This is a genomic window from Allobrachymonas sp. (assembly GCF_041912815.1).
Lineage (GTDB): Bacteria > Pseudomonadota > Gammaproteobacteria > Burkholderiales > Burkholderiaceae_C > Brachymonas.
This window is the reverse complement of sequence record NZ_JAYRLV010000001.1, coordinates 498,459-522,653: the sequence shown is the minus strand read 5'-3', so window position 1 is coordinate 522,653 and position 24,195 is coordinate 498,459. Positions and strand designations below refer to the sequence as shown.

General features: G+C 61.8%; 25 protein-coding genes. 22 read left to right on the top strand and 3 right to left on the bottom strand.

The features are described 5' to 3' along the window. The first annotated feature begins 27 nt into the window (after positions 1-27). From ACE3P9_RS02455 to ACE3P9_RS02355, 21 genes are all read left to right on the top strand, one after another. Positions 28-294 carry a hypothetical protein gene (locus tag ACE3P9_RS02455; protein WP_374491600.1) on the top strand — a complete coding sequence of 89 codons (267 nt, stop codon included), beginning with the start codon at positions 28-30 and terminating at the stop codon, positions 292-294. A gap of 2 nt (positions 295-296) precedes the next feature. Beyond that, the gene (locus tag ACE3P9_RS02450; protein WP_374491598.1) at positions 297-965 is read left to right on the top strand and encodes a phage head-tail connector protein; all 669 of its coding nucleotides are present in this window, start codon (positions 297-299) and stop codon (positions 963-965) included. Continuing rightward, complete coding sequence (locus tag ACE3P9_RS02445) at positions 962-1,288, top strand: phage head closure protein (RefSeq protein WP_374491596.1); 327 nt, start codon at positions 962-964, stop codon at positions 1,286-1,288. The genes ACE3P9_RS02450 and ACE3P9_RS02445 overlap by 4 nt, the downstream gene beginning before the upstream one ends. Then, on the top strand, positions 1,281-1,637 hold the full coding sequence (locus ACE3P9_RS02440) for a DUF3168 domain-containing protein (protein WP_374491594.1): 357 nt from the start codon (positions 1,281-1,283) through the stop codon (positions 1,635-1,637). Before ACE3P9_RS02445 ends, ACE3P9_RS02440 begins: the two co-directional genes overlap by 8 nt. A gap of 50 nt (positions 1,638-1,687) precedes the next feature. After that, the gene (locus ACE3P9_RS02435) at positions 1,688-2,332 is read left to right on the top strand and encodes a phage tail tube protein (protein ID WP_374491592.1); all 645 of its coding nucleotides are present in this window, start codon (positions 1,688-1,690) and stop codon (positions 2,330-2,332) included. A 2-nt stretch (positions 2,333-2,334) separates the two neighbouring features. After that, on the top strand, positions 2,335-2,715 hold the full coding sequence (locus tag ACE3P9_RS02430) for an HK97-gp10 family putative phage morphogenesis protein (protein ID WP_374491590.1): 381 nt from the start codon (positions 2,335-2,337) through the stop codon (positions 2,713-2,715). Further along, positions 2,712-3,041 (top strand): hypothetical protein, encoded by a 330-nt coding sequence (locus ACE3P9_RS02425; RefSeq protein ID WP_374491588.1) that lies wholly within the window; start codon positions 2,712-2,714, stop codon positions 3,039-3,041. Before ACE3P9_RS02430 ends, ACE3P9_RS02425 begins: the two co-directional genes overlap by 4 nt. Before the next feature lie 74 nt (positions 3,042-3,115). Next, the gene (locus ACE3P9_RS02420) at positions 3,116-3,388 is read left to right on the top strand and encodes a hypothetical protein (protein ID WP_374491586.1); all 273 of its coding nucleotides are present in this window, start codon (positions 3,116-3,118) and stop codon (positions 3,386-3,388) included. A gap of 25 nt (positions 3,389-3,413) precedes the next feature. Continuing rightward, a complete protein-coding gene (locus ACE3P9_RS02415; RefSeq protein WP_374491584.1) occupies positions 3,414-3,695 on the top strand; it encodes a hypothetical protein in 282 nt (93 codons plus the stop codon). 80 nt (positions 3,696-3,775) lie between these two features. Further along, positions 3,776-6,445, top strand: a complete 2,670-nt coding sequence (locus ACE3P9_RS02410; RefSeq protein WP_374491582.1) for a phage tail tape measure protein — start codon at positions 3,776-3,778, stop codon at positions 6,443-6,445. Between the two features lie 11 nt (positions 6,446-6,456). Next, positions 6,457-6,801, top strand: a complete 345-nt coding sequence (locus tag ACE3P9_RS02405) for a phage tail protein (protein WP_374491580.1) — start codon at positions 6,457-6,459, stop codon at positions 6,799-6,801. Then, entirely contained in the window at positions 6,798-7,487 is a 690-nt protein-coding gene (locus ACE3P9_RS02400; RefSeq protein ID WP_374491578.1) for a phage minor tail protein L, read from the top strand. The genes ACE3P9_RS02405 and ACE3P9_RS02400 overlap by 4 nt, the downstream gene beginning before the upstream one ends. A 2-nt stretch (positions 7,488-7,489) precedes the next feature. Next, positions 7,490-8,176: a C40 family peptidase gene (locus ACE3P9_RS02395; RefSeq protein WP_374491576.1), complete on the top strand. Its 687-nt coding sequence runs from the start codon at positions 7,490-7,492 to the stop codon at positions 8,174-8,176. Further along, on the top strand, positions 8,173-8,763 hold the full coding sequence (locus ACE3P9_RS02390) for a tail assembly protein (protein ID WP_374491574.1): 591 nt from the start codon (positions 8,173-8,175) through the stop codon (positions 8,761-8,763). Before ACE3P9_RS02395 ends, ACE3P9_RS02390 begins: the two co-directional genes overlap by 4 nt. After that, a complete protein-coding gene (locus ACE3P9_RS02385; RefSeq protein ID WP_374491572.1) occupies positions 8,760-14,711 on the top strand; it encodes a phage tail protein in 5,952 nt (1,983 codons plus the stop codon). Before ACE3P9_RS02390 ends, ACE3P9_RS02385 begins: the two co-directional genes overlap by 4 nt. 1 nt (position 14,712) lies before the next feature. Then, complete coding sequence (locus ACE3P9_RS02380) at positions 14,713-15,102, top strand: hypothetical protein (protein ID WP_374491570.1); 390 nt, start codon at positions 14,713-14,715, stop codon at positions 15,100-15,102. A gap of 13 nt (positions 15,103-15,115) precedes the next feature. Continuing rightward, on the top strand, positions 15,116-15,466 hold the full coding sequence (locus tag ACE3P9_RS02375) for a hypothetical protein (RefSeq protein WP_374491569.1): 351 nt from the start codon (positions 15,116-15,118) through the stop codon (positions 15,464-15,466). A 128-nt stretch (positions 15,467-15,594) separates the two neighbouring features. Continuing rightward, positions 15,595-15,981 carry a hypothetical protein gene (locus ACE3P9_RS02370; protein ID WP_374491567.1) on the top strand — a complete coding sequence of 129 codons (387 nt, stop codon included), beginning with the start codon at positions 15,595-15,597 and terminating at the stop codon, positions 15,979-15,981. Beyond that, positions 15,974-16,270, top strand: coding sequence for a hypothetical protein (locus tag ACE3P9_RS02365; protein ID WP_374491566.1), 297 nt, complete (start codon positions 15,974-15,976; stop codon positions 16,268-16,270). Before ACE3P9_RS02370 ends, ACE3P9_RS02365 begins: the two co-directional genes overlap by 8 nt. A 67-nt stretch (positions 16,271-16,337) precedes the next feature. Continuing rightward, entirely contained in the window at positions 16,338-16,793 is a 456-nt protein-coding gene (locus ACE3P9_RS02360; protein WP_374491563.1) for a lysozyme, read from the top strand. After that, positions 16,790-17,161, top strand: coding sequence for a hypothetical protein (locus tag ACE3P9_RS02355; protein WP_374491561.1), 372 nt, complete (start codon positions 16,790-16,792; stop codon positions 17,159-17,161). Before ACE3P9_RS02360 ends, ACE3P9_RS02355 begins: the two co-directional genes overlap by 4 nt. Before the next feature lie 658 nt (positions 17,162-17,819). On the opposite strand, the gene ACE3P9_RS02350 is transcribed toward ACE3P9_RS02355, so the two are convergent. Continuing rightward, entirely contained in the window at positions 17,820-19,451 is a 1,632-nt protein-coding gene (locus tag ACE3P9_RS02350; RefSeq protein WP_374491558.1) for a recombinase family protein, read from the bottom strand. Here ACE3P9_RS02350 and rimO point away from each other — a divergent pair. After that, positions 19,450-20,844 (top strand): 30S ribosomal protein S12 methylthiotransferase RimO, encoded by a 1,395-nt coding sequence (rimO, locus tag ACE3P9_RS02345; RefSeq protein WP_374491556.1) that lies wholly within the window; start codon positions 19,450-19,452, stop codon positions 20,842-20,844. The genes ACE3P9_RS02350 and rimO overlap by 2 nt on opposite strands. Before the next feature lie 30 nt (positions 20,845-20,874). Here rimO and ACE3P9_RS02340 read toward each other — a convergent pair whose 3' ends face one another. Then, positions 20,875-23,142: an FUSC family membrane protein gene (locus ACE3P9_RS02340; protein ID WP_374491554.1), complete on the bottom strand. Its 2,268-nt coding sequence runs from the start codon at positions 23,140-23,142 to the stop codon at positions 20,875-20,877. A 350-nt stretch (positions 23,143-23,492) separates the two neighbouring features. Then, the gene (locus ACE3P9_RS02335; RefSeq protein ID WP_374491551.1) at positions 23,493-24,086 is read right to left on the bottom strand and encodes a LuxR C-terminal-related transcriptional regulator; all 594 of its coding nucleotides are present in this window, start codon (positions 24,084-24,086) and stop codon (positions 23,493-23,495) included. Positions 24,087-24,195 lie beyond the last annotated feature (109 nt).

The following is a 24,195-nucleotide window of genomic DNA, read 5'->3' as shown; positions in this document are numbered from 1 at the left end:
GTGGCGCTGGCCTGCAGGAGCACGAACATGGCAACAAAAAAACCCACCGCGACAGCACGCGCGCTGCAGCACATGCCGCACTTCGGCATTGCCTGCGGCGATGTGGTCGAGGCCGAGAAATCGCAAATCGACAATCTGGCCGCAGCCGGATATGTTGACCCGGACGACGCCGCCGTGGCATACGCCAAGGGGCAGGGTGCGCGCACCGTCACGCTGGACGATGCGCCTGCAACTGCCGAACTGGCAGCCGCCGGCGACACGGCCGCCACCGACGCAGACGCAACGGGAGCCTGACCATGGCACGGTATGGCCGCCCCGAACTGCGCTGGTCGCTGCAGAAGGCACCGTCCACCGAGCCACTTGCCGCCGATCTGGTCAAGCAGCACCGCCGGCTGGATGCCGACGACACCTCGCAGGACAGCATCATCACGATGCTCATTGCGATGGCACGCGAGTATGCCGAGGCGTACACAGGCCAGGCGCTCATGCAGCAGCAGTGGCGCATTGGCATGGACGGGTTCCCCGGCGTAGTGATACCGCCGACCCCGTTTGCTGCCGTTGCTGCATGGCTGCCCACCCCGCAGCCAAGCCCCGACATTCATGTGGGTAAGTCGCCGCTGCAGACCGTGGACAGCATCACCTACACCGACGCGAACGGCGCCACGCAGACGCTCGACCCTGCCACCTACATCGTGGACAACACTGGAATCGTGCCCCGCATCAGCCTCGCGCGCGGGAAGGTATGGCCGGCCACCATCGAGCAGATTGGCAGCGTGAACATTACGGCCACGTTTGGCTATGCCAGCGCCGACGCGGTGCCGGCAGGCATCAAGCACTGGATGCTGGTGCGCGTCGGCACTATGTTTGAGAACCGCGAGGAAGTGGCGGTCATGAGTCGCGGACGCATCGACCCGCTGCCTTTCATGGACTCCCTTCTCGACCCTTACAAGGTGCCAAGACTATGAGAGCCGGCGACCTGCGACGACAAATCACCGTCGAGGCCCACTCCGACGTGGTGGACAGCTACGGCCAGCGCCTGCAGCAGTGGACGCCGGTTTGCATCACATGGGCGGCCATCGAGCCGCTCGCAGGGCGTGAGCTGGAGACCGCGCAGGCCGTGTATGCCGAGGCAACCACTCGCGTCGTGATGCGATACCGCACGGGAATCGACACCTCCATGCGCATCGTGTACCAAGGCCGCCTGTTCAACATCCTCGAGGTGAGGGACACGGAAATGGCCCACAAGGCGCTGGAACTGCTGTTGAGCGAGGGGATGACCAATGGCTGACCTGCTGCAAACCGCCTACGGCGTGCTCAACCCGCTGGCCCCCGGCGGCGCGCACTACGCCATGAACGACGTGCAGCCGCCAGTGCTGCCCTACATCGTTTTTCGGCGCATCGTGAGCACCACCAACAACACGCTGGCCGGCGCCACCGACCTGCAGAACACGCGCCTGCAGGTGGATGTGTACGCCCGCACCGTGGCCGAAACGGTTGCAATCGGGAACGCCATCACGGCCACGATGGCCTCGGCACCATGGCCGGCGTGCGTGCAACTCACCAGCGCCGACCTATTCGAGCCGGATACCCGGTTATATCGATCCATCCTCGAGTTTTCTGTCTGGTCAGTTGGCTGACCGCAACCCTGGCCCGCCCTGCGCGGGTCTTTTACTTTGGAGAGTGAACAATGACCTCGACCGCCTACTCCGCGCAGGGAACCAAGATTAAAGTGGCGACCGGCACCGGCTCCGCGAAATCCATTACCGGCATTGCCGTCGGTTCCCCGACCATCATCACCAGCGCCGCCCACGGCCTCGACAACGGAGACGTGGTCACACTGTCCGGTCTGACCGGCACCGATGCCGCCACGCTGAACGGCCTCACCGTCGTCGTGACCAACAAGACGACCAACACCTTTGCCGTGGACGTGGATACCACCGGCAAGACCATCACCGCATCCGGTACCGCAACGCCCGTCACGTTCACGAAGATCGCCAACGTCAAGAGCTTCAACGGCCTGGACGGCAGCGCATCCGAAATCGACGTGACCAATCTGGACAGCACCGCCAAGGAAAACCGCGCAGGCCTGTCCGATCCCGGCCAGTTCGTGCTCGAGGTGGAAGCCGACGAGAGCGACGCCGGCCAGCAGGCCGTGCTTGCCGCTTACCAGTCGGTGCCGCCGCAAATCAAGCAATACCAGGTCAACCTGCCGAACGGCAAGACCGTGACCTTCAATGCGTGGGTCAAAAAATTCTCGCGCCAGGGCGGAGTGGATGCAGTCGTCAAGGGCAGCATCGACCTCCGCATCACCGGCCCCTACACCATCGCCTGACCATGAGCAGCGGCGAAGGAACCGGGGAATTGGACGCGCTGTTGGCTCAGGCCGTCGGGGCGCTTTCCGGCCCCGCCCTCGCTGCTGCCATGCTGCCCGCGCTGGCCGCCATTGCGGAGGACGCCCGCGCCCGCGTGCCCGTCCGTACTGGCGAGACGCGCGATCACATACAGGCCCGCATCGAGGCGGGCACCAACGCGGCCACCGGCATTGTCGAGGTGGCCGACTCAGCCCAAGGCCAGCAGGCACACAAGGCCATCTTCACCGAGTACGGCACCTCCAAGGAGGTGGCCGAGCCATTCATGCGCCCGGCATTCGAGGCCAATAAAGAGGCCGCCGCCAGCGCCATCGTTCAAGCAATCATTCAAGGAATCGCCAAATGACCGCAGCAGCAATTCTCGCCGCCCTCGCCACCACCACCACGACGGCCACCATCGAGGGCTATGGCGAAGTTGCCATCCGCACCATGACCGTTGCCGAGCGCGACCAAGTGGCAAAGGCCGTTGACCTGACCAGCAAGGACACCGACCAAACTGAATTCGGCCTCCAGTTGGTCGTGCGCTGCGTGCGCGATGCCGACGGCAACGCCATCTTTACCGCCGATGACCTGCCGGCCCTGCGCGGGTGCGCCAGCGGCAAAGTGGACGCATTGGTGGCCTCAGTGCTGAAGGCGAACGGCTACCTGAAGGACGCCGACGCAAAAAACTGATTGACGACCCTGACCGCCTATTCCGGCACCGTCTGGCGCTTGCCCTCGGCAAGACGCTGGCCGAAATCGGCGCCATGTCGATGCCCGAGTATCTGGCCTGGGTCGAGTACGCCACCGTCGAGCCGTTTGGCTCCTATTTCGATGACCTCCGCGCGGGGCAAGTCGCCGCGGCTATCTACAACGTGAACCGAGATCCCGAGAAGGTGCCCGACCCGTTCAAAGCCGGCGAATTCGCCGCATGGAACGCGCTCCACCGCCGCGACGTCGCGCCGCCCGATCCTATCCTGCTCGACTCGCCCGAGGCGCAGTCAGAGGCCATCATGCGCGCAATGGGAATTTCGCTGTAACATGGAGTCAATGAAAGGGGGCACCATGGAACGTGCGATTTTTGGGATCATTCTTTTTGCTGCGCTGCTGTACGGCTTCTGGCGGTTGGCCATCTTCCTGCGTGTGCTGTTCAAGCCTGCGCGGGACAAGATCGAGGCAGCAATTGGCCCTCAAGCCGATGCGATAAAGAATCACGTTGATGATTCTTTGCGGCGCACCGGGCTCGGTGCTGTTGCTGATTTTGGCGCAAAGATTGGCCAGATTTCGCGCGGCATTGATGGCGCGCTCGATGCCAATGCCAAGGCAATAGAAGAACGGCGCAAGTAGCGCAGCACAGCCCGCCAGATCGGCGGGGTTTCATTGCAAGCAGGCCGCCCGCTGGGGTGGCCTTTTTTTTGGGGCAATCCATGGGTGCGGCAGCAAATCTCCAGATCCAGATCACCACCAATGCGCAGCAAGCCGCGCAGCAGATGATGGGCTTTGGCCAGCAATCGCAACAGGCGCTGGTGGGTACACAGCAAGCCGCGCAGGCCTTCGGCGCTCAAATGCAAGGAAGCGCCCAGCAGGCACAAGAGGCCATGGCTGCTATGGCTTTGGGCATGGCTGCAGCCAATGATGAGATTATGGGCAAGACCGACGAAGCGCAGCAGGCTATCGAGGCGTTTCAGCAAACGCTGACCCAGACCGGAGAGGTTGCCCAGGGCTTCGGGGCCAAGATGAAAGAGGCCATGTCCAGCGCCTTCCAGGGCATCAGGGACGCCGTTCCAGAGCAGATCCGCAGTGCCGCGTCCACCGCTATGGATGTGGTCAAGGGCATTGTGGTCGCTGCTGTTATTCGGGCTGTGTTCGTTCCCATATTGGGTGAGATCGTCATAGCGGTGCTGGCGGTAGTGGCAGCGTTCAAGCTGGTCACGGCGGCAATATCCTTCTTCTTTGGCCTCTTTACCGGCAGTTCGTTCAAGCACGACAGCATTGACTCCCTGCTGGCGACAAGCAAGGCCGCAGAAGACATGGCCAAGGCGCTGGCCATTGGCACGCAGGAAGCTCAAGCCCTACAAGATGCGTTAGCGCGCAAGGGAATCAATAAAGATGATTACCTCAACACTATCAAGCAGGCTGGGCAGGCGATGCGTGGCAACCAGGAGGAACTAGACCGCCTGGGTGTTGCATATCAAAAAATGGATGGCCAGTATCTGACTACCACGCAATTTCTGCAGAACGTCAAACAGGCACTGGACCAGTATAAAGATGGCGCTGACCGCGCCGCCGCCGCTGCTGCCATGGGGGTGGGCAGTTACGAGGCGGTTTCAGACGCGCTGAAGGTCAACGATGCTGACCTGGACCGAAGCACTGAGCGTCTGCAAGCCTATGGCCTTTTGATTGGTCCGCAGACGACAGAGTATGTGGCGCAGTATCAAGATTCCATGCGGGTGTTCGATCAGGAATCGCAAATGATGTCGGAGGGGCTCAATCGCGCTATTTCCGATCAAATCATGCCCGTTCTGATTGATCTAGCCGACTGGTTCAAGGATGGAATGCCGTCCATCGTGGCTACATTCCGCTACAGCATGGCCACTATCACCAGTCTGTTCTACGGTCTCAAAACTGCTGTCTACATAGCTGCAGAGACCATTATCGGTACGATTGATGCGATCAGGCAGGCGCTCTCCGGCGTGGGTGGTGCCGTATCTTCTGTTCTGCGTGGCGATCTTGCTGGTGCGGCAGATGCGCTGAAGCAAGGCGGGGCTGATGCGATGGCCCGCCTCCGTGAGATCGGAACTAACATCACTGCGCAGGCAGTGCACAATCGCAATGCCATGGCCCAGGCATGGGGATTTGATGGCGCCGACGGCTTCCGCAATGAGCGCCGCCGCCGCGCGGCGTCAGGCGGCGGAGGACGCGAATATCATCCGCCTGTTGACGATGATGCGAAAGGGGCAAAGGGGCGTCGCGAGAATGGCGGTGACTCCGGAAAGCAGTCGGCTTACAAGCAGTACCTTGACAGTCTCGATCGTGAAATCGAAAAGATTGGCAAGAACGAGTACGCCGCGAAGCGCCTGCGCGCCGAGCAGCTTGCGCAGAAAGAGGGTATCAAAGACCTGTCCGGCGCCTATGACCGCATCACTCGCCTGCAACGCGCCGAGAGCCAGAAAGCCATCGACGATACCCGCGACAAGCTGGCCGAAGAAAACAAGCAGTACGCGGCACAGACCGAAATCATGAGGCTGTCCGCTCGGGAGCAGGAAATTGCCACGGCCGTGCTCAAGCGCCGCACCGACGCCGAGAACCAGATACAGCAGGCGCGGAAGTCTGGCAAGCCACTCGACGACCAGGCTATTGCAGATCTGCACGCGCTGACCGAGGCGCAGGTGGAGGCTGAAACGGCCATGATCGCCTACCGGCAGGAAATGCAGCGGACTTACCAGTTCGGCATCACGAAGGCCATCCAGACTTATGTGGACGATGCCACTAACGCGGCCAACAACGTGCAGAACGCCATCTCCAACGCGTTCAAGGGCATGGAGGATGCGCTGGTCAGCTTCACCACCACCGGGAAAATGGACTTCAAAAGCTTCGCCAACAGCGTGATTGCAGACATTTCCCGCATCATCGTGCGCGCGCAGATCACCAGCCCTCTGGCGGGGTGGCTGAATGGCCTGTTCGGTGGTGGCGGTACCGGTGGCGTCGGGTCGTTCGACCTGACAACGGGGTTTAGTTTTAACGCCCTCGGCGGCGTTTACAGCAGCCCGTCCCTGTCTGCCTACAGCGGCCAGGTCGTCAGCAGCCCCACACCGTTCGCGTTCGCTGCCGGGGCGGGGATCATGGGCGAGGCCGGCCCCGAGGCCATCATGCCCCTGAAACGCGGCCCAGACGGTAGCCTCGGCGTGCGCGCCGTGGGCGGGAGTGGCAGCGGTGGCGGTGACGTGTACGTCACGGTCAACGCAGACACGGGAAACACCGCCATTTCTGGCGACGGAAACGGTGGCCAGCTTGCCCGCTTCGGGCAAATGCTCGGCGGCAAGGTTCGGCAAATCATTCTCGACGAGAAGCGCCCCGGCGGCCTTCTTGCAGCGTGAGGTGGTATCCCATGGCACTCGACACATTCGCATGGAAACCCGCTTACACGAGCAGCGGTGAGACAAAGGCCACGGTCAACGTGTTCTCGTTCGGGGACGGGTACAGCCAGCGAGCCCCCCGCGGCCTCAACAACGTGGCCGACACACTCGCGCTGGTGTTCCGGCTCGACGCGGCGACGTGGCAGTCCGTTGACGCATTCCTCCGCGCGAAGGCGGGCGCCACCCCGTTCCTTTTCTCCCTCGACGGCGGCCCGCAGCGCAAGTACGTCTGCGACGACTGGAAGCCCACGAAAGAGGCGCCCAATCTCTATACCGTGCAGGCCACATTCACTCAAGTCTTTACCAACCAGCAATGACCACCATCCAGACCGAGGCGCAGGCGCTGGCGCCTACTGCGCGCGTTGAGCTATTCGTGCTCGACCTCTCCATCCACAATGCGGGCATCCTCTACTTCTGCAGCACCAGTAACCCGCTTGGCGGCGACGTCATTTGGCAAGGCGTCACCTACACCGCCATGCCTGTCGAGGGTAGCGGCTTTGAGCGCCGCAACAACGGCACGCTGCCGCGACCCACGCTCAAGGTATCCAACTACCAGGGGCTCATGGCCGCCCAGGCACGTGAGGCCGGCGGCCTCATCGGTTGCACGGTCACCCGCAAACGCACGTTTGCCCGTTTCCTTGACGCGGCCAACTTTGCCGGCGGGAACCCATCGGCCGACTCGTCGCAGCAATACCCCGACGAGACATGGCGCGTTGACCGCAAAGCAAACGAGACGCCGCAGTACGTTGAGTTCGAGCTCGCCGCCACCATAGACGTCCCAGGCGTACAGCTACCCCTGCGCCAATACATCAACGGCGTCTGCGCGTGGGTGTATCGCGGGGAAAGCTGTGGATACACAGGCGGCCCCGTCGCGCTTGAGGACGGCACCGCGACCAGCGACCCGCTACTCGACCGCTGCGGCAAGAAACTGAGCGACTGCAGACTGCGCGGCAATGAGCCGCGGTACGGCGGATTTCCAGGCTCGGGCCTCATGAGGGGATGAGTATGAGTCCAGAACTACTCGATGCCATCCGCGCCCATGCCGCCGAGTGTGCCCCGCGCGAGTGCTGCGGCGTCGTCATCATCGAGAAGGGCCGCAAACGCTACGTGCCATGCCGCAACATGGCAGACGATGGGCAATTTGAACTGCATCCAGCCGACTACGCGGCAGCAGAGGACCGCGGAGAGATCGTCAAAATCGTGCATTCCCACGTTTACGAGCCGGCCATCCCGAGCATGGCCGACCGCGTAAGTTGCGAGGCACATGGCGTGCCGTGGGTCATCGTGAACTACCCCACCGGCGCGTGGCTTGAGTTTCAGCCTGAAGGGTATGAGGCGCCGCTGGTGGGCCGCCCCTACGTTTACGGCGTCCTCGACTGCTTCACGCTGGCGCGCGACTACTACAAGCGTGAAATGGGCATCGACCTCTATGTGCCCGTCGAGTGGTGGGCCGAGGGCAGCGCCGCGCTGTTCCAGCACTTCAGCGAGGCGGGCTTCATCGAGGCCGACGGGCCTGTGCAGCCGGGGGATGGCCTGCTGATGCAGTTCGGCGGCGACGCATGGCACTGCGGCGTTTACCTCGGCGGCGACCAGTTCCTGCACCACTTCCGCGACCGACTATCAAGCCGGGACGTTTACGGGCCTATCTACCGGCAGCACACGCGCAAGGTGCTGCGCTACAAGGGCAAATGATGCGAACTATTCGACTGTATGGCCGCCTCGGTAAGGCGTTCGGCAAGACATTCCGTTTGGACGTGAAAAGCGCGGCCGAGGCCATCCGCGCGCTCTGCGTGCAGCTTCCAGGCTTCGAGCAGCACCTCCACAAGCATTCGGCGCCAGGCTACCGGGTCCACGTCGGCAAGCACAAGGGGGTCGGAACCGATGAACTGGCGTTGCAGTCGGCCGGTGACATTTCGATTGTCCCCGTCGTGCGCGGTTCGGGCGGTAAGGGCGGCCTGGGGCAAATCATCCTCGGCGCCGTCCTCATCGCTGCCGCCGTCTTTGTCGTACCGGCAGGCCTGACCATATTGGGCGCGTCTGTATCCGGCGCCATGACGAGTATGGGTATGTCGATGTTACTGGGGGGTATCTCTCAGATGCTGGCGATTTCCACAGCTGCAGATGTCCGTCAGTCCCCCGATGCGAAGGCCAGCTACACGCTTGACGGCCCCGTCAATACTACTTCGCAACTCAACCCCGTTGCCGTCGTTTACGGCAAGGCCGTGACCGGCTCACAGGTCGTGTCCGCATCCATCTTGACCGAGGAAATGGCAGTATGAGTAAAGTAATTCGAGGCGCCGGAGGCGGAGGCAGCAGCAGTAGCAGCGGAGGAGTGGAGGCACCAGACAGCCTTCGCAGCAACCAGATCGCGCGTTACATCGACGCTATTTGTGAGGGCGAAATCGTCGGACTGGTTGATGGCAACAAGTCTATTTTTCTCAACGACACTCCACTTGAGAATGCCGATGGCTCGCAGAACTTCGGTGGCGTGCAGATCCAGATCCGCACCGGCACGCTCACGCAGACAGCTATGGACGGTTTCTCGGATGTGGAGACCGAAACGGCCGTCGGCGTTGAGGTCAAGCACGCGACGCCGATCACTCGCACGCTCACCAACAGCGCGTTTTCTTCAGCTCGCGTCACAGTGGGCGTAAACGGCCTCCTGCAATACGACGACAGCGGCAACATCAACGGCACCAGCGTCGCCTACACCATCGAGGTGCAGAGCAACGGCGGGGGCTTCCAGTCCGTCGTGTCCGACACCATCAGTGGAAAGACCGGTTCCGGTTACCGTCGCGCGCACCGTATCAATCTGCCCGGCTCGGGTCCGTGGGACATTCGGGTGACCAAGACGACCGCAGACAGCACGAGCAGCAAGTTGACCAACGCGCTCCTGTTCTTGAGCGTTACCGGCATCATCGAGAGCCAGATTGCCTACATCAACACCGCGGTAGTCGGCGTCGCCGTCAACGCGCAGCAATTCAGCCAGGTGCCCACGCGGGCTTATCACGTCAAGGGCCGCATCATTCGCGTGCCCTCGAATTACGACCCCATCGGGCGCAGCTACTCGGGCCTTTGGGACGGCGCATTTAAGCAGGCCTGGACCGATAACCCCGCCTGGTGCTTCTACGACCTCCTGACCCATGAGCGTTACGGACTCGGGAGATACATCACCGAGGACACCATCGACAAGTGGGGCCTGTACCAGATCGCCCGCTACTGCGACCAACTCGTCCCCGACGGCCACGGCGGCACAGAGCCGCGCTTTACCTGCAATCTCGTGCTCCAGACGCGCGAGGAAGCGTTCAAGGTCTTGCAGAACATGGCCTCTATCTTCCGAGGCATCGCCTATTGGGGCCCGGCCGGCGTGGTCGCAGTCCAAGACCGCCCCGCCGATCCCGTCGCGCTATACACCAACGCCAACGTGATCGACGGCGCGTTCGCCTACGTGGGCACGTCTCTCGCCGCGCGCCACTCCGTCGCGCTGGTGACCTGGAACGACCCCGAGGACATGTACCGCCAGAAGGTCGAGTACGTGCAGGACGACGACGCCGTGCGGCAGTTCGGCGTGGTGCAGACCGAGGTGGCGGCGTTCGGTTGCAACTCGCGCGGCCAGGCCGTGCGCTTTGGCCGGTGGCTGCTGCAGACAGAGCAGATCGAGGACGAAACCGTTACGTTCAAGGCCGGATATGACGCCGGCGGCCTGTACCCCGGCGCCATCATCCAGACCAGCGACGCCAATCGCACCATGGTGCGCTTCGGCGGCCGCGTCGGCGCATCTACCTCGACGCATATCACGCTAGACGCTCCCGTCACGCTGCAGGCCGGCACGGTCTATCAAATCGTGCTCACCATGCCCGACGGCACGCCACAAATGCGCCCGATTTCCAACACCGGGGGCACCGTTTCGGCCGTGGACGCGACTACCGCGTTTGACGCCGCGCCGCTTGTCGATTCCGTCTATGCCATCGTGGCCGGCGCCGTCGCGCCCGAACAATGGCGCGTGGTCGGCGTCACCGAGGAATCGGACGGCACCATCAGCGTTGCCGCCGTGCACTACAACCCCTCCAAGTACGATGCCGTCGAGCTTGGGTTCAAGCTGGACGCGCTGCCGGTCAGCCCCTACAGCGTGCGTCCCGCTGCGCCGGATGGCCTCACGTTTGTGGTGGCCGCACGCGACACCGGCGGCGACATTGTGGCGCTGGCCGGCACGTTGGCATGGAGCAGCACACAGTCGGCGTTCACCGTGCGCTGGCGCTTTGAGGCCGAGGCATGGCACACGCTGGACACCACGGAAACCACCGTTGACATTGGCAACCTGCAAGTCGGCAACTACACGTTTACCGTCGCCGCCCACAATGCCCTTGGCCTTGTCAGCCAGCCAGCAACGCTCCTCTACACCGTTACGCCGCAGCCCATTGCGCTGCCCGACGTGACCGGCCTCACGCTCGAGGGCGCCTACACGACGGATGCCGCCAAGTTCAAGTGGGCCGCCGTGGCTGGCGCGACTGGATACGAGGTCAAGATCGACGCAGGCGGGCAGACGCGCCGCACGGTATCTGTCGGCAACGCGCTCCGCTTCGACTACACGAGCTCCGACATGCGCGTGGACGGCGGGCCGTGGCGATCGTTCACCTTCAGCGTGCGCGCCATCGGCAAGTGGGGTAGCGCGTCCGCATGGGCGGCAATCACGGCCAGCAATCCGCAACTGGCCGCGCTCCAGGGCATCAAAATCGACGGCGGCGTGAAGTCGGCATTCTTCTCCTGCGCCGCCCCGGTCGAGGACGACTATGCCGGCATCATCGTTTGGGTGTCCACCGACCCGACATGCCCCGCCGTCGCCGGCAATCAGGTCTATATCGGCCGCGATACCTTCGTGACCGTGAGCAAACTGGCCGACGGCACGGCGCTCACCGGCAATACGATCTATTACCTGCGCGCCGCTGGTTACGATACCTTCGGACAGGACAACATAAACCTGTCCTCGTCCATCGCCTTCAGCGTTTACGACGTTTCCCAGATCGCCAATGATTTAAGCGAATCCAACCTCGCACAGTCCCTCCAGCAGCGCATCGGCCTGATTGATGCCCCCGACAGCACCGCCGGCAGCGTGGCCGCCCGCGTCAAGGCCGAGGCAGACGCCCGCTCGGCGGCCGTACTGGCCGAGGCAGACGCCCGTGCGGCGGCCGTACTGGCCGAGGCGCAGGCGCGCGGCACGGCCGTGTCGAACGAGACAACGCTGCGCCAGGCCGGAGACAACCAACTCGCGCAATCCATCAGCATGTTGACCGCAGGCGTCGCCGGCGGCTTCGACCCCGGCGCAATCTGGTATTTCGATGCCGACACACAAGGCTGGTGGGGGGGCAATAATACCGGCATCGCATGGAACAACGGATGGGTTGACGTCACCGCCCACAACGGCGACCCGATGTTCATGTCGCCGGCCGTTTCAATTTCCGGCGCGCAGTACAGCGTGGTCAAGGCACGCATTAAGCGTTTAGCCGGCAGCGGGTGGGACGGGTACATCTATTACGCGACGACCACGCACGGAATCGACGGCGGGTTCTGCAAGCAAATACCGACCTGCCCAGTTCCCAACGTCGGGGACACGGCCATCGTCGAGTGGGACATGTCCCAACTGACCGCGGGCGGCTCCGATTGGGTGTTGAGCACAATCACGCAGATCCGCATGGACTTCGGCAATGACAACGCAGCCGACGTTTTCAGCGTGGATTGGGTCGCCGTCGGCCGCAACGCCCCCGGCGCCAGCATGGCCGGCCTGATGACCGAGCAGCAGGCGCGAATTGCGGCAGACCAAGCGGAGGCGCAGGAGCGCACCACACTCGCGGCCCGCGTCGGCACCGCCGAAAGCAACATCACAACACTGAACCAGACCGTCGCCAGCAACCAGAGCAGCACGGCGACGCAGATTTCGACGCTACAGGCGAAGGTCGCCACGCGCCCCAACCTCATGGGCGCCCCCGCTAGTTGGTCGTTGCCGGGGTGGCTTGCTCTGACGGATAACGCCACATGGGGGCAAATCATCGTTGGCGCGTGCCCATCTGGAACCAGCACGGTAATCCTGCCCATTCCGAGCGTGGAGGAGTACCAAACGTACACAGCCTCCACCGACATGACGTTTCAGCAGTCCGGCCGCGCGAACATCGCGCTGGTGTTCCGCGACGCCAACGGGAACCTGACCGCCGCCTATGACAGCACGCAGATTGCCGGCGTGTTCGACTTCAGAGACACCGATGCGCGCCAGCAGGCGATGGCGATTTCCGGGGTATGCCCCAGAGGCACCGCGCACGGGTACGTTCACATCAATTTCCGGGACGCCGCCGGCGGCGGCATCGCCGGATTCCGTCGCCTGAAGGTCGAGCACGGCGGCCTGCCGGCCACGGCCTACACGCAGGAAACCGAGGTCAAGACAGTCGGCGCAGACCTCTATTCCTTCCGGTCGGCGCAGGCTAGTGCAGACTCTGCACTCAGCCAGCGGATCGACACAGTAAGCGCGAGCGTGTCGAGCAACGCTGCGGCAATTCAGAATGAGTCGACGGCACGTGCTAGTGCAGACTCCGCTCTCAGCCAGCAGATCGACACAGTGAGCGCGAGCGTGTCGAGCAACGCTGCGGCAATTCAGAATGAGTCGACGGCGCGGGCCAGTGCAGACTCTGCACTCAGCCAGCAGGCCAGCACAATCCAGACTCAAGTCAATGGGAACACTGCTTCGATCCATACGCAGGCCACAAGCATCAACGGCCTGGAGGCGCAGTACACGGTCAAAGTGGATGTGAACGGGATGGTGGCAGGGTACGGTCTTGCGTCGCAGCCGTACAACGGACAGACGGTGAGCAGCTTCATTGTCAACAGCAACCTGTTTGGAATCGGTGCTCCTGGAAAAACCACCCAATACCCATTCGTCGTGGACACATCGAGCGGCGTGGTTGGGGTGAACGGCAGTCTTGTGGTGAACGGCCAGGCCATCATCGACAAGCTTTCTGCGGGGTCGATCAGTGGGGCAAAGATAGCAGCAGGGACCGCCAGCATTGATGTGCTTTCGTCCGGCGTAGGGAGTGGGAACCTGTGCACCAACTCTGCCATGGTGGAGACCTATGAATCCAATGGGTACACCATTCCAGATGGTTTCACATTTGGATATTCGATCCTATCGTCTTCCAACATAGCCATCGGGATCAATACGGTGGGAGACACATGGCACCCATCGGGGGTCAACTGTTTGACCGTTCACCAGTCTGATTCAGCTGGTTCTGGTAATTCTTCTGCCTACGTCGACTCTTACACGGCCGCCTTCACAGTGGGGTCTGGAATCTATTACGAGGCGTCTGTCTACACGGCAGCACATCGTTGCGCAGTCAGCGCATACATCATCTTCCTTGACAGCTCTGGGGGGTGGACTGGGGCAACTCTTATCGGTACGAATTCCGCTGAGATGTCAGGAGGAGTAGACATCAACGGGTATAAGCGCCTGTTTGGCGTCTCGCTCGCTCCGACAGGAACGGTTCAGGCCAAGATATTGATGCGCAAATTTGCCACCTTCAGCGGGCAAAGCGACAGCTATGGGTTTTTCCTTCGGCCTTACTGCGGCGTTGCCAATGGAGCAGACCAAACTAGTCCGTCTCCGTGGTCTGCTCCAGGAATCGGGACGTATATCAATGGCGGAATCCTGAAGGCCAACACGGTAACAGCCGACAAGATGAGCGTCAGCTCGCTTTCTGCGATCAGCGCCAACATGGGAAGCATCTCCGGCGGCAGTATGAATATCGGCAATGGGAATTTCATTGTCGATTCTGCTGGAAATGCTTCCATGAACTCTTTGACGCTTCCCGGAATGAGAGCGTCTAATGGGGTTTTGACAATAAATCAACTCGACGTAATCAATACGTCAAATATCAAGAGTAACGCGGTTAGCAATACGTTCTTTGCGTCCACAAATAAAACCAGTTTGACGTTGACGATTAACATCAATTCGTCTGGGAACAGCAATGTATATATCTTGATGTGGCATAAATTTGATCCAGAGGAAACCAATCAAATTGTTGGCCTATCTATTGATGGAAATACAACTTATGGTAGTTCTACTTCAGGTGTGAATGGGTCTGAATCTATTCCTTTTGTCGTTTCTCTCTCTCCGGGCAATCACACGCTAAAGGCCTTATCTTCGGATGGTGGTATTTCTCTTTATTGCGTAAACATGAAGAAATAACATGCTTCACACCATATTTGACAGTCTTGGAAATGTGCGAATGACGCTTGACGCCTCTTCTGAATGTGTTGCTCTCAATACTGGCCCCGAAGAGACATGCGTGCGTGGTGATTTCACTGGACACTATCTTGATAAAGATGGCGTCCCGACAAAAATACCAGAAGCGCCTGACGGATCGAATCTGTGGGACTCTGAATCAAAACAGTGGATTTATTGCGCAAAAACCGCGTCTAAAGAGGTCTCTGTTTCTCGCGCAAAGTCCTACCCAAAAATTTCGGATCAGCTCGACATGCTATGGCACGCGATGGACGACGGGAAGCTACCGAAAGACAATGCGTTTTACGAGGCGGTCAAAGCCGTGAAAGACGCGAATCCCAAGCCCACACTTTAATAAAGGAATGGTAATGACATCCATCATCGGTATTTCAAAAGACCTGACTGACTCCGGGACAGGTGCAATTGTCAACTTTCATGTGATTGAATACAGCTGCATTGACCAGCGCAGCGATCTATGCACGGCAGTCGTGAGTGGGTATATAAGCCAGGCTGCATACTCTGAGGGGAAAAATTCTATCAGTCGCACATCAGTGACTATTGCGGGGACGCCAGTGCGGGGCGGAGATGCGCTGGACTGGATGTACGCACAGCTCTGTGAGGCTGTCTCATTTTCTTCCGATGGAAATCCAGCATTAGCATCTCCGACGGCTTCCAGCACATCCACTATCTATTCTGGTGGCATGACTGTGAGCGCCTGAGGCGCTTTCATTTTTTTAGCAAAACGGGCCGATTCTCGGAGCCCGTTTCAAAGGCCCGCTATTGCGGGCCTTATTTTCGAAAGGAAGCGCACAGTGAAATACAAAAACAAACGCAACAAGGGGCTGCCATGGCCGAGCCGGTAACCAGCGCCAGCGTCGCAGCGGCCGGCGTCATCGGCCTGCTGGGGGTCGTTTTCGGCCCCCTCATCGGCGGCGTCATGGCTGTGCTACTCGCATCCATCGGCGGCGTGCTGCTGGCGACAGGGGCACTAGAGCAGGAGGATTGGCGGCAAACGTCCTGGTGGACCTTCGTAGGCGTCCTCGTCGCGCTTTTCGTCGCTTGGCCAATGGTCCCGGTCGTCGCCGAGTACGTCCCCAAAATCAATACCGAGCACCTCCCGAGCCTACTTGGGCTGGTTTCCGGCGCCGCGACACGCCTAAGCCCGCGCCTGCTGCCGTTGCTCATGGGTGCCGTGCAGCGCCGCCTCGGTGACAAGGGGGGCGGCGATGCTTGAATACCTCTTCATGGCAGCCATGGGCCTACTGGTCATCGTCGGGGTCTTCTGCGCCAGTCGGCTCGACAGGTCATCGGGGTGGGGTCTGTTGCTGGCGTTCCTCTCGCCGGCGCTGGCTGCCCTCTACACGCTCGGGGAAATCTTTGGCGGCGACTACGAGGCTGACTGGCCTGACCTTCTGCGCGCCCTCGCTATGCTCGGCGTTTACTTCCTTGCCGCGCGCCCGCCGATGCGCCGGGACGCGAAGGGCGACGAACAGCACATTCTCGACGACCGCCGCGGCGAATAGTCGCCGGCCATCAATCACCAACCCCACCCGCCACCTCGGCGGGTTTTCTTTTTTTGAGGCATCCATCATGCAAACATCCGGCGCAGGTATCAGCCTGATTGAGTCGTTTGAGGGCTTCCGTGCGGCCCCTTACCTCTGCCCCGCGGGCGTCCCGACGATTGGTTATGGCATGACCATCTACCCAGACGGGCGCAGCGTCACCCTGCGCGACCGCCCCATCACCGAAGCGCAGGCCACCGCCGGCCTCCGCGCGCTTCTCCAGCGATACGAGGCCGCGGTCACCCGCTACGTTCAAGTTCCCATCGACCAGTGGCAATTCGACGCCCTGGTCGCATTCGCCTACAACGTCGGGATTGAGAACTTGCGGACCTCCACGCTCCTGAAAATGCTCAACCAGGGCAACAAAGAAGGTGCCGCCAACCAGTTCTTGCGGTGGGACAAATCCGGCGGCCGCACGCTCGCGGGCCTCACCCGTCGCCGCCAGGCCGAGCGCGCGTTATTCCTCCAGGGGGGCGCGGCATGAGCATCCTAGACCCCCGCACATGGCTCGCCCTCATCCTCGCCCTGGCCGCAGCGTTCGGCCTCGGGTACTGGCGCGGCTCCACCGTCGCCACGCGCACCGAGCGCGCCGCCTGTGCAGCGGGGCACGCCGCCCTACAAGCTGCCGCAGCATCGCAACAGCAAGCCGACGCCGCGAAGGCGAACCAGGCAAGCACCAACTACCAACAAGAGGCATCCCATGCACAGCAGCAGACCCGCACCATCACACAGTACGTTGACCGCATTGTCACGCGCCCTGTTTATCGCGACATTTGCCTTGACGATGACGGCTTGCGCGTCGCACGCGCCGCCATCGCAGGCACCGCGCCAAGCGACCCCGCCTCCCGCTGACCTCGCCGCGCCGTGCCCCGATATGCCCACGCTGCCGGATGGTACCCGCGCGAGTATCTTGCGATGGATTACAACGACCGCGCCGCAGTACCTCGACTGCCAAGTGCGCCACGCGGCGTTGGCGGAGGCTTGGCCTGGGCAATAAAACAACTTGTCGGAAATTCCGGCAGGTTGTGGGGGCTTTATCTACTCCTTCTTTTCAGTTTGTTTGCGCATCTTTCGAATCAAAAGTTAAAAGAGCTCTCCGGATGCCCTCGCTGATGTTCCCATCCCCGAGTGCATCCGCAATATCAAGGCTCCCGGAGTCGAGATAGACATTGATGCGCTTACCGCCCTGAAGCTTGGGAGGCCGTCCTGCAGTTCCGAGTGCAGCGGCTACCTTGCGTCCATCCAGTGCCCGGATAGCGCCAGCATTTACCTGGACGTAGGATCCAGTAGCTTCGATGCGCACCAGGGCGCCGGTATCGGAGTCGTCTCGGGTCACAGTGCCCATAGCTGTAGCGTTAGACGGGAGGGTGTTGGTGTAGAGCCGCCAGTTGCCGTCTGACGAGGTACGCAACGCGCGGTACGCAAAGACCCCTGCGCATCGCCGCCAGAATCTCGCAGAATAGCGGTTGGCGATGACTCCTTGGCATGCCGCCCGTCGATGACTTGCCGATTACTCGAGCTGTTCCCCTGCAACCCAACTGCCGTCCCGATTGACCCGGAGCATGCGCGCATGCCCGCCCTTGGCCAGCAGGATCAGGTCGATCTGGTAATCACGCTCGCCAGCATCCGGATCCGGACGCACGCCGTGGTGATACACGACGATCCGTTCAAACGTATCCGCGACCAGCTGCCTGGCTTGAAGGCGCACGGCAGGATCCTGGGCCTCTACGCCGGCGGCGAGCTCTCTCCAGCGGGCGTCGGCACCCACAATGTCCTTCCTGCTCAAGCTGGCCAGCTCACGTTCTGCCTCGGCCACTTGCTGTTCGGCTTCCTGCAGTTGTGCCTCGAGCTCGCGCGCCTTGCGTGTAAACACCATGGGTGTTCCTTCTTCAGCGCTGGCCAGCATTGCATCGGCCAGTGTGTCCAGCTGGGCCTGCAGCTCGTCCACGCGCATGCGTGTCTGGTGCACACGTTTGCGCGGTCCCTCGGTGCGATCGGCGCCGTAAAGCGCCTGCAGGTTGATCAGGTCCGAGCAGTAGGACATGATGGCGCGCTCCACCGGTGCCACGCTCGTTGACCCCGGTACGCTGCAGCCGCCGCCATAGGCTGCAGCCGATGCGCACAGCAGCCTGCGGTAACCGTCTCGGATGCGACCATCGGGCAGCCGCGGTTTGGTGGCAAGGTTCTGGCCAGCCATCGGCCGGCCACAGTATCCGCACACGGTGATGCCGATGCCGGTGATGACGTGGGGGAGGTCACCTTTCACACGCCGGCGGCCTGATTGCGATCGCACGCGCTGCAGCTCATCCCATTCAGCCTGGGACAGGATCGGCGGATAGTAGTCGCGCAGAAGATATTCCTCGCCGTCTACGGACACTGGCTTGTGGCCAGCCAGTTGCGGCAACTGGATCGTGCGGTACAGCTGCTGAGTGTGGTTGGCTAGGCTGTCGCCGTAGAGCATCAGGCCCTCGGAATCTAACACCTGCATGATTCCTTTTCCGCCCAGGCCTTGCTGGTAAAGCTGCACTGCACGCCGAATGGCGTCGGCACGCTCCTGGATCGCCTCCCAGCCATCATTCTTTCTCCTCAGCCAGGCAGGATCGCGCCCCTGGTGAACGGCCCCCCGGTAGCTCCCGTCCTGCCACTTCTCACACAGCCGGCGAATGCTGGCTTTCACGCGTTTGCTCTTCGTGTCGGACTCTTCGTGTGCGCGGATCATCACCAGCAAGCTGTACACGAGATCCATCGGATTGTCTTTTAGACGCTGGCGGCTATAGGCTTTGCCGTCACTTGCCGTGACTACTGTGATGCCGGCATTTACAATCTGGCCAAGTTGTGCCTGGGCTTGCAATGGCTCAGCGCGCGAGAGACGGTCCAGGCCTTCCACGATCAGCACAGATCCTGCTGGCACGCGTCCGTCCTCGATCGCACGCAAGAACACGCCCAGCGCTCCGGATTTGATGTGACGCTGGTGATAGGCGGATAAGCCCTCGTCGCGCAGCGTCAGCGTCGTGTCGAGTTGGAGTCCGTGCTCTGCCGCCCAGGTAGCGGCATAGGCCATCTGGCGGTCGGCGCTGCTGCCAGTGGATTGACGCGGATCCGAAAACCTCAAATAGCTGTAAACCAGACCCTTTCCCATCATGACCGAACCCATCAAACTCAGGGGAGACACCCCGCGTATAGGTATGGTATCACTCGGCTGCCCCAAGGCACTGACCGATTCCGAGCTCATTCTGACCCAGCTTTCTGCCGAAGGCTACGAAACCAGCAAGACCTTTGCAGGCGCCGACCTGGTGATCGTGAACACCTGCGGTTTCATCGATGATGCCGTCAAGGAAAGTCTGGACACCATAGGCGAGGCCCTGTCGGAAAACGGCAAGGTGATCGTGACGGGATGTCTGGGTGCCAAGGCGGGGCATGCCGGGGACAATCTGGTGCGGGAAATCCATCCCAGCGTGCTGGCCGTCACGGGCCCGCATGCCACGCAGGAAGTGATGGAGGCCGTGCACCAGCATCTGCCCAAGCCGCATGATCCCTTCATGGATCTCGTGCCGGGGGGCTTTGGGGTGGCAGGCGTCAAGCTGACTCCCAAACACTATGCCTACCTGAAGATCAGCGAGGGCTGCAACCATCGCTGCACGTTCTGCATCATTCCAAGCATGCGCGGAGACCTGGTGAGCCGTCCCGTGGGAGATGTGCTGCGCGAGGCGGAGGCCCTTTTTGAAGGGGGTGTCAAGGAATTGCTGGTGGTGAGCCAGGACACGTCTGCCTATGGCGTGGATGTGAAATACCGCACCGGCTTCTGGAACGGTCGACCCCTGCGCACGCGGACGTTCGAGTTGGTGCAGGCGCTCGGCGAGCTGGCACAGCGGCACGGAGCCTGGGTCCGGCTGCACTATGTGTATCCCTATCCGAGCGTGGACGAGATCATTCCGCTGATGGCGCAGGGCCTGGTGCTGCCCTATCTGGATGTGCCGTTCCAGCACAGCCATCCGGAGGTGCTGCGGCGCATGAAGCGTCCTGCGAGCGGCGAGCGCAACCTGGAGCGTCTCCAGAAGTGGCGGGAACTGTGCCCCGAGCTGGTCGTGCGCAGCACCTTCATTGCCGGTTTTCCGGGGGAGACGGAAGAGGAGTTCGCGCATCTGCTCCATTTCGTGCGGGAGGCGCGCATTGACCGGGCCGGCTGCTTTGCCTACAGCCCGGTCGAGGGTGCAGCGGCCAATGACCTGCCGGATGCACTGCCCGATGCCGAACGGGAGGCGCGGCGTGCCCGCTTCATGGAAGTGGCGGAAGAGGTATCGGCTGCCAAGCTGCGCGAGCGCGTGGGCATGACCATGCAGGTGCTGGTGGACAGCGCCCCGAATCAGGGCAAGAAGGGGGCGGTGGGCCGCAGCTATGCCGATGCACCGGAAATCGACGGCATCGTGCGCCTGCTGCCTCCGCAGAAGATCAGCAAGATCCTCAAGGTCGGGCAGTTCACCCAGGCCCGCATCGTGGCGGCCGAGGGGCACGATCTCGTGGCCATGCCCATCTGAGTCCAGAGGGGCTGTTGGAGGGGGCCGTGCTCAGGCCGATGGGGGCGCGGTGGTGTATGCGGGGCCCTGGAGTACCCGTGAAGCTCTTGCCGCCAGCGGAATCAGGCTCAGGGCGTCGGTCTGCAGGGAGCGAATGCGCTGCTGGAGCACTCTGCGCAGATGTTCGCTGCTGCCGGGTAGCGCGTCGGCGGTGAAGGCCATTTCTGCGGGCGAGGAGGAGGACATGGCGGGGGGCGTGGCCCCTGAAGCTGCCTGGGAGGCTCCCTGCAGCGTGGTGCAGGCCTCGGACAGTGCCTGGGTCGCCAGGTCCATGGCGGCAGACAGCTCGATGCGGTAGCTTTCCTGTTGCGGAAGTTCGGGGTGTCGACGCAGCATCATGCGCAGTGCCGCGACGTGGGACGTGATGAGGTAGGTGCGCACCAGCAGCTGATTGATCTGCCGCACGCCATGCTGCCGATGGCGGGGCTCTTCGAGCATGCGCAGCAGTGCGGCATTGACACCGGCGATCTGGTCCAGGAAGCTCTTGCGGGCCAGACGGTAGTTTTCGTCGTCCATGGGGTGGTCGAGCAGCAGGCCACGACTCTCGTCCAGATAGAGGCGCGCGCTGCCGAGCATGCGGCGCAGCAGGGAGGGTAGGGCCTGGCGCTCCCAGTTGGGAAGCACGAAGCTGAAGACGCTGGCGATGAGCACGCCGATGCCCGTGTCGGCCAGCCGCTCCACGGCAATGCCGGCACTGCCGCCATGATCGATGAAGTGCAGCAGGATCATGACGGTGAGCGTGGCGGCGGTGGCCGTGTAGAGGTAGCGGATCTGCACAAAGGTGGCCGAGGTGGTGAGCGACAGGTACAGAATGACCAGCAGCGCCACTGGGCTTCGCACCCACCACAGCACCACACCCGCAAGCGCGCAGCCCAGCACGGTACCGAGCATGCGCTTGGCACGACGTTCCCGGGTCAGGGCGTAGCTGGGTTTCATGATGATCACGATGGTGAGCATGATCCAGTACGCGTGCGAGGCATAGGGCAGCAAGTCGCCGATGACGAGCGCAGTGGCCATGGCCATGGTGATGCGCAGGGCATAGCGACAGATGGGGGATTGCAGGCTGAGGTTGTCGAGCAGCAGGGTGCGGCCCAGGCGTGGGCGGGAGACGAAAAGCCGGAGGTCGAGCGCGGGGAGGTCCACCTTCTGCAGCCGCGTGGCGGCATGCAGTTCCCCGATGCAGCGGACGATGTCGCCGATCTTGACGAAGGCCGAGCGCAGCTGCGTGAGCGCCTCGGCAGGCATGGTGTGGGCCTGCACCTGTTGGGAGAGCAGGTGCAGTTCGTACTCCAGGGCGCGCTGTTCGGCCGCGTAGCGTACCGGGCTGGACGACACGCGGTCGCGGGTGAGGGCGTAGGCGATGGCTTCGAGATCGCGCATGGTCTTGAGCACCATGTCGCGCAGGAAGATCAGCACATCGCCCTGGCCGAAGTAGAAGCGCAGGGCGGCGTAATCGGTGTGGGTGGACATCACCTGCTCATACAGGTCGAGCATGCCCAGATGGATCTGGATGAGACGGTCGTCGCCCGGATCCTGCTGGGGCTGCAGCACCATGTCGCGGGCGGCCTGCTGCTTCTCGGCCAGCACCACCTGCTGGCGGATGAGGGCGGTGTACTGGCTGTCGAGATCGGTGGCTGGATCGTAGAAACCGGCCTTGATGTCGAGATAGCGTGCCAGCTCGAACAGGCATTCGGCGAGCACCTGCTGCTTGACGCGGTGGCGCTGGCGGGTGGAGACAGCCATGGCATAGGCGAAATACAGAATGCCGCCGAGCAGGAAGGCCGCGGAGGTGCGCAGCGCCTCGTGGGGGGTACCGCCATGGGCAATCGACAGCGTCATGGCCAGCAGCATGGAAAACTGGATCGGCATGGCGCGCTTGCCATAGAGCAGCACGAAGGCCGAGGCAAAGGTCAGCAGCAGGGTGACGGCATCCTGGGCGAGAGGATGCGGCTGGAGCAGACCCACTGCGCACGAGGCCAGGGTATTGAGCAGCAGCGAGACGGCCAGTTCGCGCATCTTGCTGCGCAGGGGGCCGGTCTGGTCGACGAGGGCAAGGCAGGAGGCTCCGAAAGCCATGGCCAGTGCCAGCCCGAGAGGCAACAGCCACAGGGCGGGCAGCGCCACTGCCAGAATGCCGCTGCTCGTGCGCAGCCCCGTGGACAGGTAGTGGCTGTACCAGAAGGTGCGCCGATCGAGCGCATAGCGCATGGGGCCGCGCAGGTCGGGAGTGAACAGGGTAACGAGCCGGTCGCGCAGCATGTCGGGAAAAAGGGCGGAAGGCGGGAGAGGGGCGGAGTTCCGGTCTGCACGGCAGGGGTGGATCCGCATGCTTCAGGGGCATCCTGCGGAACAGGGAGGATACAGACGAAAGATGCTTGTATTATGAATGTATTAAATACTATGAAAGATTACTCGTGTTTTTATTATCCATTTGGTGAATGGACAAAACACTTTCGATGTGCAAAAGGGACTCTGAAAATGCAACGATTCTATGCGACATAATCAAACGAGCATGCTATTCCCTCTCGGCGATTCAGGGGGGTGAAGGGATTATTCAGGCATGAAAAAGGAGCCTGTGCAAGGCTCCTGGGAGGAGGGAATATATGGCGTCAGGCCTTGATCAGGCCGTTGGCGCGTGCGATGTGGATGGCCTGCGTGCGGCTCTTGACGCCCAGACGGCGGAAGAGGCGCCAGAGGTGCACCTTGACGGTGTGCTCGCTGATGCCGAGGCGTTCGGCGATGTCGCGGTTGCTCAGGCCTTCTTCGAGGGCGGCGAGCAGCTGGGTCTGGCGCTTGGAGAGTTTGCTGTTGGCGAGATCGTTTTCTTCGATCGTGCTGTCGGGCAGCAGCATGGTACGCAGGGCTGCATACAGATCGCGGGTATCGACAAGCTTGGAGATGTAGGCATCAGCTCCGGCTTCGAGGCAGAGACTTTCGCATTCCTCGGCAGCCTGGTCGGAGATGACCACCAGCGTGGTCATGGGGAAGTGGTGCTTGATCTCGCGGATGCCGGAGAACCCGAGGGTGTCGCTGAGGGTCAGGTCCAGGCAAATGGCTTCCGGTTGGCCATGGGTCTTGACGGCCTCTGGAATGCTGCCCACGCGTTCGAGTTCCACGATGTCCTCGCCGGGGCGCAGACGCCGGACAAGACTGGCGAGTGCCTCGCGATACAGGGGGTGGTCTTCAACGATGAATAACGACATATTTCCAGAATCCGGAACAGTCGGAAGCGCCGGATGAAAGAGTAAATCGAATCTGCCTGGGCAGCTGCATGCAATTACGAATGGATGTAATCATAGCTTCAAATCTGTT